At 57.5% G+C, this 15,891-nt stretch carries 12 protein-coding genes; 6 read left to right on the top strand and 6 right to left on the bottom strand.

Annotated elements, in window-relative coordinates:
• The first annotated feature begins 47 nt into the window (after window positions 1-47).
• Window positions 48-623: a Holliday junction branch migration protein RuvA gene (ruvA, locus tag FQ179_RS17125; RefSeq protein WP_149398536.1), complete on the top strand. Its 576-nt coding sequence runs from the start codon at window positions 48-50 to the stop codon at window positions 621-623.
• A gap of 263 nt (window positions 624-886) precedes the next feature.
• On the opposite strand, the gene FQ179_RS17130 is transcribed toward ruvA, so the two are convergent.
• Complete coding sequence (locus FQ179_RS17130; RefSeq protein ID WP_149398537.1) at window positions 887-1,873, bottom strand: threo-3-hydroxy-L-aspartate ammonia-lyase; 987 nt, start codon at window positions 1,871-1,873, stop codon at window positions 887-889.
• 555 nt (window positions 1,874-2,428) lie between these two features.
• Here FQ179_RS17130 and ruvB point away from each other — a divergent pair.
• Window positions 2,429-3,496, top strand: a complete 1,068-nt coding sequence (gene ruvB, locus FQ179_RS17140) for a Holliday junction branch migration DNA helicase RuvB (protein WP_149398539.1) — start codon at window positions 2,429-2,431, stop codon at window positions 3,494-3,496.
• A 14-nt stretch (window positions 3,497-3,510) separates the two neighbouring features.
• On the opposite strand, the gene recQ is transcribed toward ruvB, so the two are convergent.
• From recQ to FQ179_RS17155, 3 genes are all read right to left on the bottom strand, one after another.
• Window positions 3,511-5,340 (bottom strand): DNA helicase RecQ, encoded by a 1,830-nt coding sequence (recQ, locus tag FQ179_RS17145; protein WP_149398540.1) that lies wholly within the window; start codon window positions 5,338-5,340, stop codon window positions 3,511-3,513.
• Window positions 5,341-5,355: 15 nt separating this feature from the next.
• On the bottom strand, window positions 5,356-6,468 hold the full coding sequence (locus FQ179_RS17150; protein WP_149398541.1) for a hypothetical protein: 1,113 nt from the start codon (window positions 6,466-6,468) through the stop codon (window positions 5,356-5,358).
• Between the two features lie 171 nt (window positions 6,469-6,639).
• Window positions 6,640-8,442: a ClcB-like voltage-gated chloride channel protein gene (locus FQ179_RS17155; RefSeq protein WP_149398542.1), complete on the bottom strand. Its 1,803-nt coding sequence runs from the start codon at window positions 8,440-8,442 to the stop codon at window positions 6,640-6,642.
• Window positions 8,443-8,550: 108 nt separating this feature from the next.
• Here FQ179_RS17155 and FQ179_RS17160 point away from each other — a divergent pair, with 108 nt between their 5' ends.
• The gene (locus FQ179_RS17160; protein ID WP_149398543.1) at window positions 8,551-9,252 is read left to right on the top strand and encodes a response regulator; all 702 of its coding nucleotides are present in this window, start codon (window positions 8,551-8,553) and stop codon (window positions 9,250-9,252) included.
• A complete protein-coding gene (locus FQ179_RS17165) occupies window positions 9,252-10,643 on the top strand; it encodes a HAMP domain-containing sensor histidine kinase (RefSeq protein ID WP_188074641.1) in 1,392 nt (463 codons plus the stop codon). Before FQ179_RS17160 ends, FQ179_RS17165 begins: the two co-directional genes overlap by 1 nt.
• On the opposite strand, the gene FQ179_RS17170 is transcribed toward FQ179_RS17165, so the two are convergent.
• Window positions 10,618-11,697 (bottom strand): cytochrome d ubiquinol oxidase subunit II, encoded by a 1,080-nt coding sequence (locus FQ179_RS17170; RefSeq protein WP_149398544.1) that lies wholly within the window; start codon window positions 11,695-11,697, stop codon window positions 10,618-10,620. The genes FQ179_RS17165 and FQ179_RS17170 overlap by 26 nt on opposite strands.
• Window positions 11,694-13,034, bottom strand: coding sequence for a cytochrome ubiquinol oxidase subunit I (locus FQ179_RS17175; protein ID WP_149398545.1), 1,341 nt, complete (start codon window positions 13,032-13,034; stop codon window positions 11,694-11,696). Before FQ179_RS17175 ends, FQ179_RS17170 begins: the two co-directional genes overlap by 4 nt.
• A 128-nt stretch (window positions 13,035-13,162) precedes the next feature.
• On the opposite strand from FQ179_RS17175, the gene FQ179_RS17180 reads away from it, so the two are divergent.
• Together FQ179_RS17180 and minC are read left to right on the top strand one after the other, a co-directional pair.
• Window positions 13,163-14,929 (top strand): glutamine--tRNA ligase/YqeY domain fusion protein, encoded by a 1,767-nt coding sequence (locus FQ179_RS17180; RefSeq protein ID WP_149398546.1) that lies wholly within the window; start codon window positions 13,163-13,165, stop codon window positions 14,927-14,929.
• A 40-nt stretch (window positions 14,930-14,969) separates the two neighbouring features.
• Complete coding sequence (gene minC / locus FQ179_RS17185) at window positions 14,970-15,839, top strand: septum site-determining protein MinC (RefSeq protein ID WP_149398547.1); 870 nt, start codon at window positions 14,970-14,972, stop codon at window positions 15,837-15,839.
• Window positions 15,840-15,891: the final 52 nt, after the last annotated feature.

A 15,891-nucleotide genomic window follows, 5' to 3' on the forward strand; every position in this document is an offset into this window, starting at 1 on the left:
CGTTTTATCACCGGGCCTGATTGGGCGGTGAGTTGTGGAGCATCTAAATGATCGGACGCATTACCGGAAAACTGATTGAAAAACTACCGCCTATTGTTTGCATAGACGTGGGCGGCGTGGGCTACGAGATTGATGTTCCCATGAGCACGCTGTATGACCTGCCTGAAACTGGATCAACCATAACGTTGTATACCCACCTGGCCGTGCGCGAAGACGCTCACACGCTGTACGGGTTTCTGTCCGCCAAAGAGCGTAGTGCCTTTCGGGCGCTGATCAAGGTTACCGGCATCGGCGCGCGCACGGCACTTTCTGTGCTGTCGGGCATGACGGTCGACGAATTGGGCGCTGCCATTACACAGCAGGAAACGGGCCGTTTGACGCGGGTTCCCGGCATCGGCAAGAAAACAGCCGAGCGCTTGTTGCTCGAGCTGCGAGGCAAATTGGGTGCCGACCTGCCGCATGTGCCTGGCACGCTGAGCAACGGACGCGACGATATTATGAATGCGCTCTTGTCATTAGGGTATTCGTCCAGCGAGTCGCAGGCGGCACTCAAGAAGTTGCCCGAAAACGTCGAGGTGGCCGAAGGTATCAGGCTGGCGCTCAAGTCACTATCGCGCGCATAAAAGAGGCGAAATCCCGTTGCTGGCCACTGACGTGCGCATAAAGTGCGGAACTTCGCTTCTGTTCATTCTCGCGCCTGTAAGGTGCGGGGTCCCGCTTCTTAGGCGACGGGGCCGTGCTAGCACAACGCCGCAACACGCTACGGCTACGTTGTGAGACCACAGAACCCGATCGGGCCGACAACTGGTTGTTGGTTACCGCGAGAGATTGACGCCATGGATATCGCCGTGCTTTACGCGCCACAACACAGGCTGACAAGGCTCTTTCAGGTGGGCGGCAGGCGATCACTTGCCGCGAGTTGAGCGCCATAGCTGGCAAGGTCAACATTGCCACCGCTTAGCAATACACCCACTCTCATGCCTTTCAGCGGCACGGCTTCATTCATGACGGCCGCCGCACCCAGGCAGCCGGTGGGTTCGACCACGATTTTCATGCGTTCCGCAAAAAACTGCATGGCCTGTACAAGCTGGGCATCGGTCACCGTGAGTATGTCTTTGACATGGCGTTGGATGAGCGGAAAGGTAAGCTGACCGAGAGCCTGCGTAAGCGCACCGTCGGCAATGGAGCTGGGCTGTGCAATACGCACGATGGCGCCGCTGCGAAATGACTGCTGCGCATCATTACCCGCCTGGGGCTCGACACCAAATATCTGGCAATCGGGGCTGATCGCATGGGCCGACAGGGCCGATCCAGAAATCAGGCCACCGCCCCCCACTGGCACAAACAGTGCATCAAGGCCGCCTGCTTCTTCCAGCAATTCTTTGACGGCCGTGCCCTGCCCGGCAATGACATCCGCGTAGTCAAAAGGCGGAATCAGGCTGAGGCCATCACGTTCGACAAACTGACGGGCTACCTGTTCACGGTCTTGCGTGGCACGGTCGTACTCGATCACACGAGCGCCGTATTCTTGTGTCGCATTTTTCTTGGCGCGCGGTGCATCGGCGGGCATAACAATAGTAGCTGGCGCACCCAGCAGCTTTGCGGCTAGCGCGACCGCCTGGGCATGATTGCCAGACGAAAACGCCACCACGCCCCGACGGCGCTGTGCTTCACTTAATGCAGCAATAGCGTTGTAACCACCGCGAAACTTAAATGCGCCGATGCGCTGAAAATTTTCACATTTGAAAAAAACCTGGGCACCCAGCCGAGTATCCAGCGTGCTTGAGCGCAATACAGGCGTGCGATGGGCAACCCCTTCAAGACGGGCGGCGGCTTTAAGGACATCTTCATAAGAAGGGAGAGTGGCAGTCATGGGTATTCTTAAAAGAGGATTTCTGAAATAAACGGGAAAGACACGTCGAGCATGCAGGGCGTAGATCACGGCTTGTTGCTTGTTGCTTATTGCTTGTTGCTTATTGCTTATTGCTTATTGCTTATTGCTTATTGCTTATTGCTTGCTACATGTTACCTGCCGGGCGCAACTTGTTGCGTGTTTTGTTTTCAGTTTGCCGCTTATCGCCCGCCACCCGTCGCATGTTGACCACTTACTGCTTTCCGCCCGCCGCGCACTGTCCGTTATTTGACGCTATCTAATCCTACCCACTGCCTGCTATCTACTTGCAGGCAGCCTTCCGCGTGCTGCTGTCGCCTCGTCGCCTGTCGGCTGTCGCCTGTTGCTTGCGAATTGCTGCTGTCGCCTCGTCGCCTGTCGGCTGTCGGCTGTCGCCTGTTGCTTGCGAATTGCTGCTTGCTGCTTGCTGCTTGCTGCTTGCTGCTTGCCGTGCAATTATGCGTCACCATATGATTGTCCGCACAGCGTCTACGCATCGGTTACCATTGCACTGTAAATATACTCAGCACATACCCCATGGCCATACATTCTGACTCGCTCTCCAGCGCTCCGGCCCCAGAGCGCATTGTCACCCCGCACAGCGCTTCTCCCAATGAAGAGTCGATCGAGCGCGCCCTGCGTCCGCGATCGCTCAGCGAATACATCGGCCAGCATCGCGTACGCGAGCAACTCGAAATTTTCATTCAGGCTGCCCGCAATCGTGGGGAGTCTCTTGATCATGTTCTGCTTTTTGGCCCCCCTGGTCTGGGTAAAACCACGCTTGCCCATATTGTGGCGCACGAAATGGGTGTGCAGATGCGGCAAACTTCAGGCCCGGTGCTTGAGCGTCCGGGCGATCTTGCCGCCCTGCTCACCAACCTCGAAAAAAACGATGTGCTGTTTATTGACGAAATCCACCGCCTGTCGCCGGTCGTCGAAGAAATACTTTACCCGGCACTCGAAGACTTTCAAATAGATATTCTTATTGGTGAAGGGCCGGCAGCTCGCAGTGTAAAAATCGATCTGCAGCCGTTTACCCTTGTGGGTGCCACCACACGCGCCGGCATGCTTACCAACCCGCTGCGCGACCGTTTTGGCATTGTCTCGCGGCTCGAGTTCTACAATGCTGAAGACCTCACCCATATCGTCACGCGCAGCGCCAAGTTGCTCAATGCACATACTTCGCCAGAAGGTGCGGTTGAAATCGCACGCCGTGCGCGCGGTACGCCTCGCATTGCCAACCGCCTGCTCAGACGCGTGCGTGATTACGCCGAGGTCAGGGCCGAAGGCCACATAGATGCCCAAGTGGCCAACGCCGCCCTTGCCATGCTTGAGGTCGACCCACAAGGGTTAGACCTGATGGATCGCAAGCTGCTTGAAGCCATTATTCACAAATTTGACGGTGGCCCGGTAGGTGTTGACAGCCTTGCAGCTGCCATTGGCGAAGAGCGCGACACTATCGAAGATGTGATCGAGCCTTACCTGATTCAGCACGGCTATCTGCAGCGCACCCCGCGGGGCCGTGTAGCGACCATGACCACCTGGCGCCATCTGGGCCTTACGCCACCTGCAGGCCCTGGCGGCACGCCCGAGTTATTCACTTAAATTACCCACCGCCACTACAGCACGGGAAGCCCCGCTACGCAACGCAGCAGCTCTTCACCGTAAGCTTCGCGCTTGCGCACGCCGATTCCAGTTATACCGTCAAGATCGTCCAGGGTTTGGGGGCTTTCAAGGGCCACTTCACGCAGCGTGGCATCATGAAAGATCACGTAGGCCGGAACGCCGTGGTTGCGTGCAACCTCGGCGCGCCACGTACGCAGAAGCTCAAATCGCTGCTGTGCCTCGGGCGGCAGCAGCACGGCCGATTCTTTGCTACGCCCGCCTGTAGACCGAGAGCTGCGTGATTTTTTTTCTGATTCGCGTCGCAGCATGAGCGTATGCTCGCCTTTCAGCACAGCCCGACTGCTTTCTGTAAGCGTGAGTGTTCCGTATCCCTCATGGTCGACAGCCAGAAAGCTGTTGGCCAGCAACTGGCGCAACACGCCACGCCAGGCATTTTCAGACAGGTCAGCGCCTACGCCGAAAACAGACAAGGTGTCATGCCCATATTCTTTGATGCGGTCAGTGGGCTTGCCGCGCAATATATCAATGAGATGGCCAGCGCCAAAGCGCTGCCCCCGCTCGCGCCACAGACGGTAGACTGCCGAAAGTATCTTCTGCGCAGCAACGGTTCCGTCCCAGGCTTCTGGTGGCTCCAGGCAGGTATCACAATTGCCACAAGGCTGTATGGCCTGATCAAAATAAGCCAGCAGCCGCTGCCGCCGGCATGACACGGTTTCGCACAAACCCAACATGGCATCGAGCTGCGCCCCCAGACGGCGCTTGAAAGACTCATCACCGGCAGACTCACTGATCATGCGCCGTTGCTGCACCACATCTTGCAGACCATACGCCAGCCAGGCCGTTGCCGGCAGGCTATCACGCCCAGCACGACCCGTTTCCTGGTAATACCCTTCGACAGACTTGGGCAAGTCAATATGTGCCACGAAGCGCACATCGGGCTTGTTAACCCCCATACCAAACGCAATGGTGGCCACCATAACCCGCCCCTCTTCACGCAGAAACCGCGACTGGTTGTCAGCGCGCACTGCCTGGCTGAGACCAGCATGGTAAGGCAATGCCGGGATGCCGTGCTCGCACAGGTAGTTGGCCGTTTCTTCGACGCGTGCCCTCGACAAACAATAAACAATGCCGCAATCGCCCTCGTGCTCTGCCTGAATGAATGCCAGTAATTGCCGACGGACCTCATTTTTTTCAATGATGCGATAACGGATATTGGGGCGATCAAAGCTGGCTACAAAGTGCGGAGCGCCGTTCAGGTCGAGTCGCTCGGCAATCTCGCTTCGGGTGGCGGACGTTGCGGTGGCGGTAAGCGCCAGCCGCGGAATACCTGGCCACTTTTCGTGCAACACAGACAGGCCAAGGTACTCGGGCCTGAAATCGTGCCCCCATTGCGACACACAATGCGCCTCGTCAATGGCAAACAGCGCGATACGCCCCTGTGACAGCATGTCCATGCACCGGTCAGTCAACAGGCGCTCGGGTGCGACATACAGCAAATCAAGTTCACCAGCGACAAAGGCGCGCTCAACCTCACGCGCCTCGCGCCAGTCTTGCGACGAATTAAGATAAGCCGCCCGTACGCCCAGCTCGGTCAGGGCATCGACCTGATCCTGCATAAGTGCGATCAATGGCGAAATAACAATGCCAGTGCCAGGCCTGACCAGTGCCGGTATCTGATAACACAGTGACTTGCCGCCCCCGGTAGGCATCAGTACCAGTGCGTCACCGCCATCGACAACATGGTCGATAATGGCCTGCTGCTCACCACGAAACGCTTCGTAGCCGAATACTTGCTGCAGGGTTTCGAGGGAAGATAAAGGCATGCGCAAAAATAACAATTAAAAAATCGACACAGAAAGCCGGACCCCTACATCATAGTCTCCGGTACGCAATTCGCGCCGGGTGCTGATGCCGACGCGCAGATTGGGGCTGTACCAGAACTGCTGGGTCAAGCCAAAAAGGCTGCTGGAATCACCCGAAGTGGGGCTGAGCCGCTCAAACGTGCCGCTGATGTCGCCCCAGCGCCGGGTTGGCACGGTCGCCGACCATCTGTGGCGATTTGCTCCGACGGCTGCCGGGCCACCCGAATAGGTACTAAGATCTACAAACCCGGCAGAGTACTGTTCGTTCATCCACGACAGGGAAAGATCTTCAGCCACGTCTACCGCATAACCGGCCTGATAACGCCAACCTTTGTACAGGCTGTGGCTGGCTTGTGCCACGCCAGCCGTCCACGCACCCCACTGCGTTTTATACTCACCACCAAGACCTGTTGTGACCATGTGAGGCGCGACTTCGAGCTGGGACTCCATGGTCAGGTCGGGTAATAGCCCATAACTGAACAGCACATGGGCCGCACGTTCACCATAATCGAGATCGCCCTCTTTAATATTGGGCGCTTGGTCTATGGCTCCCAGCGAAACCGAATATGCCCACACGTCGTCGGAGCTGACTTGCCCTGCTTTCCTGGCCACGGTGATGCCACCCAGACTCGCCCCGCGAGCCCATGCGGGTGCCGCAATGGCACGGTTTCCCAGAGAAACTCGCAGGCCCTGCTCTCCCTTGTACTGCCATGAACTGGTGCCCATCGCCCAGGGCCGGTCAGCGGCAAGCGCTCGCCTATGGACTTTGCCCGACCTCCAGGCCGGAGCCCCGCGCAAGCCTGGGGATGTATCGGAAACACGTGCGCGCCGGGGCTCTGGATGACTGCTGGCCTGCCATGCATAACGATTGGGAACATAGCCCGGCCCCAAGTCGAATTCGCCGTCATCGGGCGAAGCATTGCTGCCGGACATGTCTTCTGCCCCGTCCAGCGGCATGGCTTTTATAGGAGCCCGTTCGGGTACCGAGTACGCTCTCACTCCGCCCAACGCCCGCCATGGCGGCGGCGTTGCACCGTTTGCCTGCGCCCGCACTGGCGCGGCGAGCGCCAACGCAAGCAACAAAACCATAGACAAACCTTGACGAAAAAAATGCATAACAAAAAACAATGTAATTGAAGCTCGCTACAGTCGCGGCCCGCGCTTGGAAAGAGGGAAAGCAAGAGGCGCTGCGGCCTGTAGCCAGGTACTACAGTACCGTGGGCCAAGGAGCCTTGCGCCCTTATGATGCGGTTGCCTTGATTACTCTTGATCTGAGGAACGAGACCTGCGCTCAGGCGGATGATCAAGCATGGCTTCTGCGCTTGCATCGAGTGATCGCTTTAGGGCGCTGTATTTCTCAAGCACCGCAGACTTGTATACCACACCCAAAAGCGCCGGACGCTCTTCGTTTGTAACCACCGGCAAGCGCTCACCACGAAACTGCACAAAGTACTCTTGGGCCTGATCCAGCGACATACTGGCGTGTAGAGTTTTGACAACATCACGACGCAGCACATCGCCAGCCCGCTTTTGACCCAAGTCACTCTGGCTTAACAATAAACTGGTCAGGTCTTGCTGCGCAATGACACCCTGGAAAATATTGTCGTCATCAACCACATACAAATACCTTACAGGGTAATCAAGAAACATTTGCAGCGCATCTTTGATCGGGGCACTGGCGGCCACAACCGTGTCGGCAGGCCGTACCAGATCGCTGATCATGGTGTAACGCAGGCGATGACGCAGTAAAGCATCACGCTCACGCACGACCGTAACGTCATACATTGCCACCTCGGCCATTGCACGTGATACAAAATACGCCACCACGGCCGCCAGCATCAAAGGCAACACGATCTGGTAGCTGAGGGTCATTTCAAAAATCATTAATATGGCCATCAACGGCGCACTGGTGGCCGCGCCCAGAAAGCTGCCCATGCCGACGAGCGCATACATGTATACGGGCGCTTGCATACCTGGCCACAGCGCCGCCATGATTAGCCCGAACAGCGTGCCCAGAGCCCCACCCACAAACAGGGCGGGCGTAAACACACCCCCAACGGCCCCTGAGCCCACCGTAATGGCCGTGGCGAGCACCTTGCACACCAGTATGACAACAACAGCCTGCCAGGCCCATGAGGTATGCAGGAACGAGTACACCACGCTGTAGCCATTGCCGGCAACCGGGGGCAAGAACATCAGCAATACGCCAACCAGAGCCCCTCCCAACCCCAACCGTAAGGGCAGCGGCAGCTTGGTTCGCCGGAACAGTTGGCGGGTAAGGTCGATAAATTTCAGGAACAAAGGCGCACCAAAACCGGCCAGCACGCCCAGGGCAACAAAAGGCAATACCTCAAGGCCCGGAATTTGCGGGATATCCGTCATGGCGTACGTAGTCTGGTAATGCCCGGTCATGCGCATAACGATGTTGGCGGACGCAGCGGCCACCAGCAACGGCCCAGATGAACGCATTGACATCGACCCGAGCACGATTTCGGCTACAAACAGCGCACCCGCCAAAGGCGCACCATAGGCCGATGCCACACCGGCTGCCGCACCGCAGGCCACCAGCAATCGCAATCGCGCTGTACTGAAATAAATAAGACGGCCAAGCACCGACGCACACAGCGACGCCAGGTGCACCATGGCGCCCTCCCGACCCAACGAACCTCCTGATGACACTGAAAAAAGGGATGACAGTGAACGCAGCAAGCCCTGCCGCGTTGACAGGCGGCCATCGCCAATTGCAACGGCCTCCATGTAGTCAGCGTTGGCGCCGCCTTTCAGTTTTGAGGCGGCCCAGAGCAACAAACCCGCCATCACCCCGCCTGCGACTGGAAGCAGAAGCCGCCCATACCAGGGCAAGCTGGTGATCATGCCGACAATAGAACCTCTCTTGCCAGTTGCCATGTGCTGAACCAAGTCCATACCCTGGTGAAAGGCAATGGTGGCAAACGCGCCAAACACGCCTACCACCGCTGCCCAGCAAAGCATGGCAGGCATGTCGGTCAGCCACGAGTAGCCCGCAAGCTGAGTTCTTACAGACTGTACGCTGCGCTGGATCATGGTGAAACTGGCTCAGAAAAACAAATCATCATCGTGCACTGTATTTATGTATTTCAATTCATTTCCAGTAGCTTGCGCGTCCATGCTACACACGGCACACTGCATACTATGGAAACACCTCTTGTCAAAGTGCTTGTCGTCGATGACGACCCGGCCTTGCGCCAGTTGCTGGCAGATTATCTGAACCGGCACCATTACGATACCTTGCTAGCGGCCGACGCGGGCGATCTGGTCGAGCGCATTCAGCGTTATTCGCCCGATCTTATCGTGCTGGATCGCATGATGCCCGGTGGTGACGGCGCCGAAGCCTGCCGCCGCCTGCGTCAGCAAGGTGAAGACATTCCCGTTATTTTACTGACTGCGCGAGATGAAACCGTAGACCGCGTCATCGGGCTTGAGGCGGGCGCAGACGATTACCTGGGCAAACCTTTTGATCCGCGCGAACTGCTGGCCCGTATTGAGGCCGTGCTCAGGCGCAAAAAAGGGGCTTCTGCCCTCAATAAAGACAAGCCAGTTTCGTTCGGGCCTTTTGTATTCGACCCGGTCACCCGCCAGCTTATGAAAGACACAGAAGTCATCAAACTGACTGGGGGCGAAGTAAACCTGCTGGAAGCGCTGGTCAGCAACCCGGGCAAACCGCTTTCTCGCGAAAGGCTGCTGGCACTGGCCCGTGACGATGACGAAGGCATACGCAATGATCGCGCAATCGACATTGCCGTGCTTCGTCTGCGCCGCGCCATCGAAGAAGACCCCAAGCAACCGCGCTGGATCCAGACCGTTTGGGGTGTTGGCTACCGGTTTTCACCTTAATGCGCCGATTACCTTTGCCTCGTTCGCTATCGGCACGCATGGTGCTGTTGACGCTGGGCACCATTTTGCTGGTACAGGCCGCTACTTTTACGACCGTTTCATACTATCGAAAAAAGTTTACGGCCGACGTAGCCGCCGAGCTGACAGCAACGACCATACGCACGCTTCAGGCCTCATTGGCCGCCATCCCAGCCGAGCAGCGTGCCGACTTCGTAAAACACGCTTCACGCAATGAGTGGCGGCTTTGGTCGCGCAGCCTGCCGTCAAACGCAAGCGTTTCAGGGCTGCGACCACATCATCACACCCGACCGCCCCCACCTCCGGTTACCAAAGACATTCGCGAAAGCCTGCGTCTGTTTGTACAGGAACTGAACGAACGGCTTGAGGGCAACACCCGGGTTGCATTGTCGCGCGGCCCAGAGCCCCGTTTATACATTTCGCTGCTCTCCGATAATGGTGCCAATGCCGACATCAGCAATTCAGAACGTGAATGGCTGGTCATTCCGCTTGACCGCGTTGCGCCTCCGGTGGGAACGCCTGTAATCGTCATATGGCTCACGGGCATGGGCCTGCTGCTTCTGATGGCCGCCGCCTTTTCATGGCACATTACCCGACCACTTACGCGTTTGGCCAGTGCGGCCGATAAGTTCGCCGCAGGTCAACCCCAGCGCGTTATCCCGTCAGGCCCGCGCGAAACCCGTGTACTGGCTGAGCGTTTCAACGCCATGCAAGACACACTGGCCGAGAACAGCGCCGTGCAGCGCACACTGCTCGCGGGGCTGCCGCACGACCTGAAAGGCCCGCTCTCACGCATGTGGTTGCGTATTGAAATGGTTAATGACCCCACCTTTCAGGAGGGCATGCGTAAAGATGTGCAGGACATGCAACGCATGGTGGATCAGTTCATCGGCTTTGTGCGCGGCTCAGACCCAGGGTCGTATCATTTTTCGCCAATGCTTCTTAATGCCTGGCTGGAAGAACAGGTCATGGCCTGGGAAAGTGCCGGTAGCCCGGTCAGCCTCACCAGTCAGCCAGCGCAAGCGCTGCACGTAAACGCTGACGCGCTATCTCTGGGAAGACTGCTCGATAACCTGATCTCAAATGCACTAAACCACGGAGCCCCGCCTGTAGAGCTTACGCTGGATGAAAGCGACGGGTTTGCTGTGATTACGGTGACTGATCACGGGCCGGGCATTAGCCCCGAGCGTCGTGCCGAAGCGCTACGCCCTTTTTCGAGGCTGGATGAAGCACGCACCCGCACCGGCTCGGTCGGCTTGGGCCTCGCGCTGGCAGACACCATCGCGCGCGCGCACCAAGGCACGTTAACGTTGGGGCAGGCCTCTTCTGGAGGACTGCAGATCGTTATCAGGCTTCCTTTGAAGCCGACGTAAGTGCCTGCGGATGAAACGCTGGGGGCTCAGGGGCGATCGACAGGCCAAACATGTGCCAGTACACCCATAAATTGAAAATAAACGCCACAGGCAGTGCGATGACACTTGCCGCCAGTACCAGTCGCAATGACTCGACGGATGCCGCTGCGTCCCAGATGGTGATGTTATCAAGCACCAGATAGGGGAAAAAGCTGTAGCCCAGGCCCCCTAGCAGCACCATGAAAACCAGCACCGTCAATGTAAACGGAAGTGCCGTGTTGCGGTAACTGCTGTGCATGGCTCGCTGCAGGCACATCTCGATTGTCACAAAACTGGCCAGCAGTATGGCCCACAACGCCATCACGATCATGCCATCGAGGCCGTCGCTCCATTTGAGAAAGACACCCGGGTTCGCGAACGCCAGCACCACCGTCACACCTACGGCGCCAGCAGCCGTCCAGCGCACTGCCCTGCGCCCCCACGACGCCGCCCGGGCGCGCAGCTCGCCACCCACCCGCATCATGAGCCAGCTCGCACCGAGCAGGCAGTAAGCGGACAACGCGCAAAGGCTTACAAAGGTGGAAAACCCCACGTAAGTATCGCCTGCGCGGTACGACACCACGATTTTTCCAAGCAAAAAGCCATGGGACAAGGCTGTCAGCAACGAGCCCAATGCAAAACCAATAAGCCAGCGTGATTGCAAAGGCTGAGATGCTCGCATGCGCATTTCAAAGCAGACAGAGCGCAACAGCGTGCCCAGTGCCAGCGCGCAGAGCGGCGCGTAGAGCTGCCCCATGACGGGCCCCCAGGCACCAGGAAACGCCGCCAAAAAGAGACCAAGCCCAAGAAAAAGCCAGAACTCATTGGCATCGCGCCAGGGACTGAGCAAACCCAGCATGCGAGGCCGCAAGCTGGTCGGCGCAAAAAGAACCAGACACCCCACTCCGATATCAAAGCCATCGAGCACCGCTGCCGCAACAATAATGGCGTAAAACAGTGCAAAAAATACCAGCGGCATCCAGAAATCAGGTTCTTCGACCCCAAAGCCCATAGACATGGCCAGCGCATCGATCATGCCCGCCCCCTGCGTCGGGCCACTGGCACTACCCCATAGCGCGACACATGGCGCAGCATGGCGAAAAACCCAACAATAAACAGCCCGTAAAACAACATATACGCGGCATAAGAAAGGGCCAGAACGGCAAATGAGGTATCGCCTGCGATCTCGCTAATGGTGATGGTGCCATTGACCGCATAAGGGTAGGCCCCCAGCAGCACATACACAAGACCCGCGATCAGCATGGCCCAGCCAGAACAGCCCATGCCCACCAAAACCCGGCGCCACACGCGCGACAGCGCACTGGCGTCGTAGCCGACCCGGCGGGCGCGCCATAGCGTTACCCAGGCCACCAACGCCATCAGCAAGCCAACCAGCCCGGCCAGACGAAACGACCAAAATGTGGCTGCCACCGGCGGCGACATGCCGCCAAACTGATCGAGACCTCGCAACCGCCCTTGCGCATCGCGACCTAGCCAGAAATCGCCAGTACCTGGCCATACCCAGGCCGAGCGATTGACAGCATGTTCAGTGTCTGGCCAGGCAAACAGCACAATGTCGGCATCAGCGCCGCTATGCCAGTAGGCAGCTGTGGCAGCCGCCTTGGCGGGCTGGTAGTGGGCGGTTACCTGAACTGCTCCCGCTACGGCCAAGACCTGGAGCACAACACACACAGCTGCAACCTTGGCCGCGAAGCGAAACGTGACCTGGCTGCTTTCGTCGCAGGGGCGACGCAGTGCTTGGGCGGCGATTACCCCCATGACCAGAAAGGCAGATATCAACGCACTGGCCAGCAGAAAAAGCGCCGCGTACCAAGGCAACGCCGGGTTGAAGACCACGCTAAGCCAGTCAGTGACACGGTAAGAATCATTAACCAGTTCGGCCCCAACCGGAACGTGGGCCCACGACACCAGCACCAGCAGCCAAAATGCCATAATTGTTGCCCCAAGCGCCACCATACAGACCACCAGGGCATGCATTTTTGGAACAAGCCGACGCTCACCAAACAGCATGGCCCCGAGAAAACATGATTTAAAGACAAAAACCGACAGAATGCCGGCTGCCAGAAGTGGCCCAGCTACATCGCCGATTTTTCCCATTAGACCAGGCCATAGACTGCCAAGCTGAATGAGCACCGGCAGGCTGGCGGCGAAGCTGAGAATGAAGGCCAGGGCGAAAATACGTACCCAGAATCGATACGCACCGATATATGGCGCAGGAGAGGCCAGCAGGCTGCGAACGCGAAAATAAGCCAGCATCCAGGCAAGCCCGAGCTCCAGCGCAAGAAACATCAGCATGAAACCCAGACTGGAAAAAAACTGGATTTGTGACAACCAAAGGGTCGAGTACGTCATAATGTCCGCTAGTTTAGAGCGAGTTGGCCATTTGTAAACCCGCTCAAGCAGCAAAATTTCGGGAACATGGCAAAATGCTTACTTCGCCAGTGTTTCCTGTGCCGGTGTTTCCTGTTTAGTGTTTTTTTATGACAACCTCGTCCATTCCAGCTCCAACCTCCAATTTCCTGCGCACCATTATCGACAACGATCTGGCGCAAGGTCGCTACCAAGACAAACGCTGGGCTGGCAAGCCAGGGCCAGCAGCCGTCCATGAGCAGGCCCCGCTCGACACGGCGCGCATACGCACACGCTTTCCGCCTGAGCCCAACGGTTATCTGCATATAGGCCATGCCAAAAGCATCTGCCTAAACTTTGGCCTGGCTACTGACTACCAGGGTGCCTGCCATCTGCGGTTTGATGACACCAACCCTGAAAAAGAAGAAGACGAGTACGTCAAAGCCATCATCGAGATGGTCGAGTGGCTGGGCTTTGACTGGAAATTTCGCGACGAAGACAATTGTTACTTCGCCAGCGATTACTTCCAGTACATGTTCACGTTCGCCCAGGCCCTGGTGCAAGCAGGCTATGCCTACGTCGACGAGCAAAGCGCCGATGAAATCCGGGCAAATCGGGGCACGCTCACCCAAAAAGGCAGCAATTCGCCCTGGCGTGATCGTCCCGCCCAAGAGTCTCTGCGACTGCTAAGCGAAATGCGCGACGGCAAACATCCTGATGGCAGCATGTGCCTGCGTGCACGCATCGATATGGGTTCGCCCAATATGAATATGCGTGATCCGGTTATGTACCGCATACGGCATGTACCGCATCACCGCACGGGCGACGCCTGGTGCATTTACCCCATGTATTCCTGGGCACACCCCGTAGAAGACGCGCTTGAACGCATCACGCACAGTATTTGCACACTCGAGTTCGAAGACCAGCGCCCCTTCTACGACTGGATACTCGACCGTCTGGTCGAACTCGGCCAGCTGGCCGAGCCGCTGCCGCGGCAGTACGAGTTTGCGCGTCTGCATCTCAGCTATGTTGTGACCAGCAAGCGTAAATTACTGCAACTGGTGCGCGAAGGTCACGTCCAGGGTTGGGACGATCCCCGCATGCCAACGCTGGCCGGCCTGCGACGACGCGGCTACACGCCCGCCTCCATTCGACTGTTCTGCGAGCGGCTGGGGGTCTCCAAGGCAGACTCGCGCATTGACTACAGCATTCTCGAGCAGGCTCTGCGTGACGACCTCGATCCGATCGCGCTGCGCTCAGTAGCCGTTCTAGATCCATTGAAACTGATTATCACCAATTACCCCGAAGGCCAGACCGAGCTCTGCAATGCGCCGCGCAATCCGCACGACCCGGCTGCTGGCCGACGTGAGTTCCCACTTTCGCGCGAACTCTGGATCGAGCGTGAAGATTTCCAAGAAGAGCCGCCCAAAAAATACTTCAGACTCTTTCCCGGTAACATGGTCAGGCTCAAATACGGGTACATTGTGCGATGCACAGGTTGCGTCAAGAACGAAAACGGCGAAATCACCGAGGTGCATGCCGAATACCTGCCCGATACCAAAAGCGGTACCCCCGGTTCAGATTCGGTCAAGGTCAAAGGCAACATTACCTGGGTCAGTGCGGCCCATGCGGTACAGGCTGAAATCCGGCTTTATGACCGTCTGTTTTCCGAGCCCCACCCCGATACTGGCGACAAAGATTTTCTGCTGGCGCTCAACCCTGACTCCTGTCAGGTCATTCAGGCATGGATCGAACCGGGCACGTCCACAACTGACGAAATGCCGTTGCAGTTTGAGCGTCTTGGCTATTTTGTAGCTGATCGCAATGACTCAACCGCACAAAAACCCGTTCTTAACCGGGCGGTAACGCTTAAAGACTCCTGGGCACAAAAAAAATGAGCGTGCAGGAATATTCTGACAATCTATTCACGAGAAGGCAGTGAGCGAATCTACCAGAAAACGTAAAGGCCAGCCGGCGCTAGATTTTAAAAGTGCCACCCTATATGCCGTACGTGTCGTGCTAAACAGTCACGACACTGACGCGCTCGTCGAAGCACTTGATCGACGCATGCGTGACGCAGGTACTTTCTTCGAACATGAGCCGGTTGTAATTGATTCCACTGCGGTTGAACAACGCTTAAACTGGAGCGCCCTGCTGCAGGCTTTACAATCGCACAACCTGCATGCTGTTGGTGTGGTGGCCACCGGCGACAATCTCGAGGCCGCGCAGCAAGCGGGGCTGACCGTTGTAGATCTGGCCAACCCAGTGCCACGGCCTGCAAGTACGCCAGCGCCTGACTCCGAGGTTCCGGTAGTCGCGCCGCCGCCTGCAGGGCAAAGCAAGCCCAAACAGGCAGCTCCCAAAAAACCCGTGTCAGGCCCAGAGGCTAGCGTCTCGCCCGCCCCAGATGACGCACCCGGAGACAGCCCGACAGAACCACTCCAGCACATGTCACTGCCTGAAATTGCTCCGGCAGCTATGGTGATCAATCGTCCGCTGCGCTCAGGCCAGCGCATTTACGCCCGCAACACTGACCTCATCGTTATCGGGGTTGTCAGCCAGGGGGCCGAAGTTATTGCCGATGGCAATATCCATGTGTACGGGCCTCTGCGCGGCAAGGCGATGGCCGGTGCACGCGGTGATACTCGTGCACGCATCTTCACCACCCAGCTTGACCCTGAACTTCTGGCCATTGCCGGCGTGTACAGGGTGATCGAAACCAGGCTGGACGATACACTGAAAAACCAGCCGGCCATCATTCAGCTTGACGAGGATGATGCAATGCATATCAAGGCTCTGGGCAAGTAACAGAATCTATCTTGTTGCCAGAATTCTTTAAATTAATGCAAACCTTGGCGGT

It is taken from the genome of Pusillimonas sp. ANT_WB101, assembly GCF_008369125.1.
Lineage (GTDB): Bacteria > Pseudomonadota > Gammaproteobacteria > Burkholderiales > Burkholderiaceae_B > Allopusillimonas.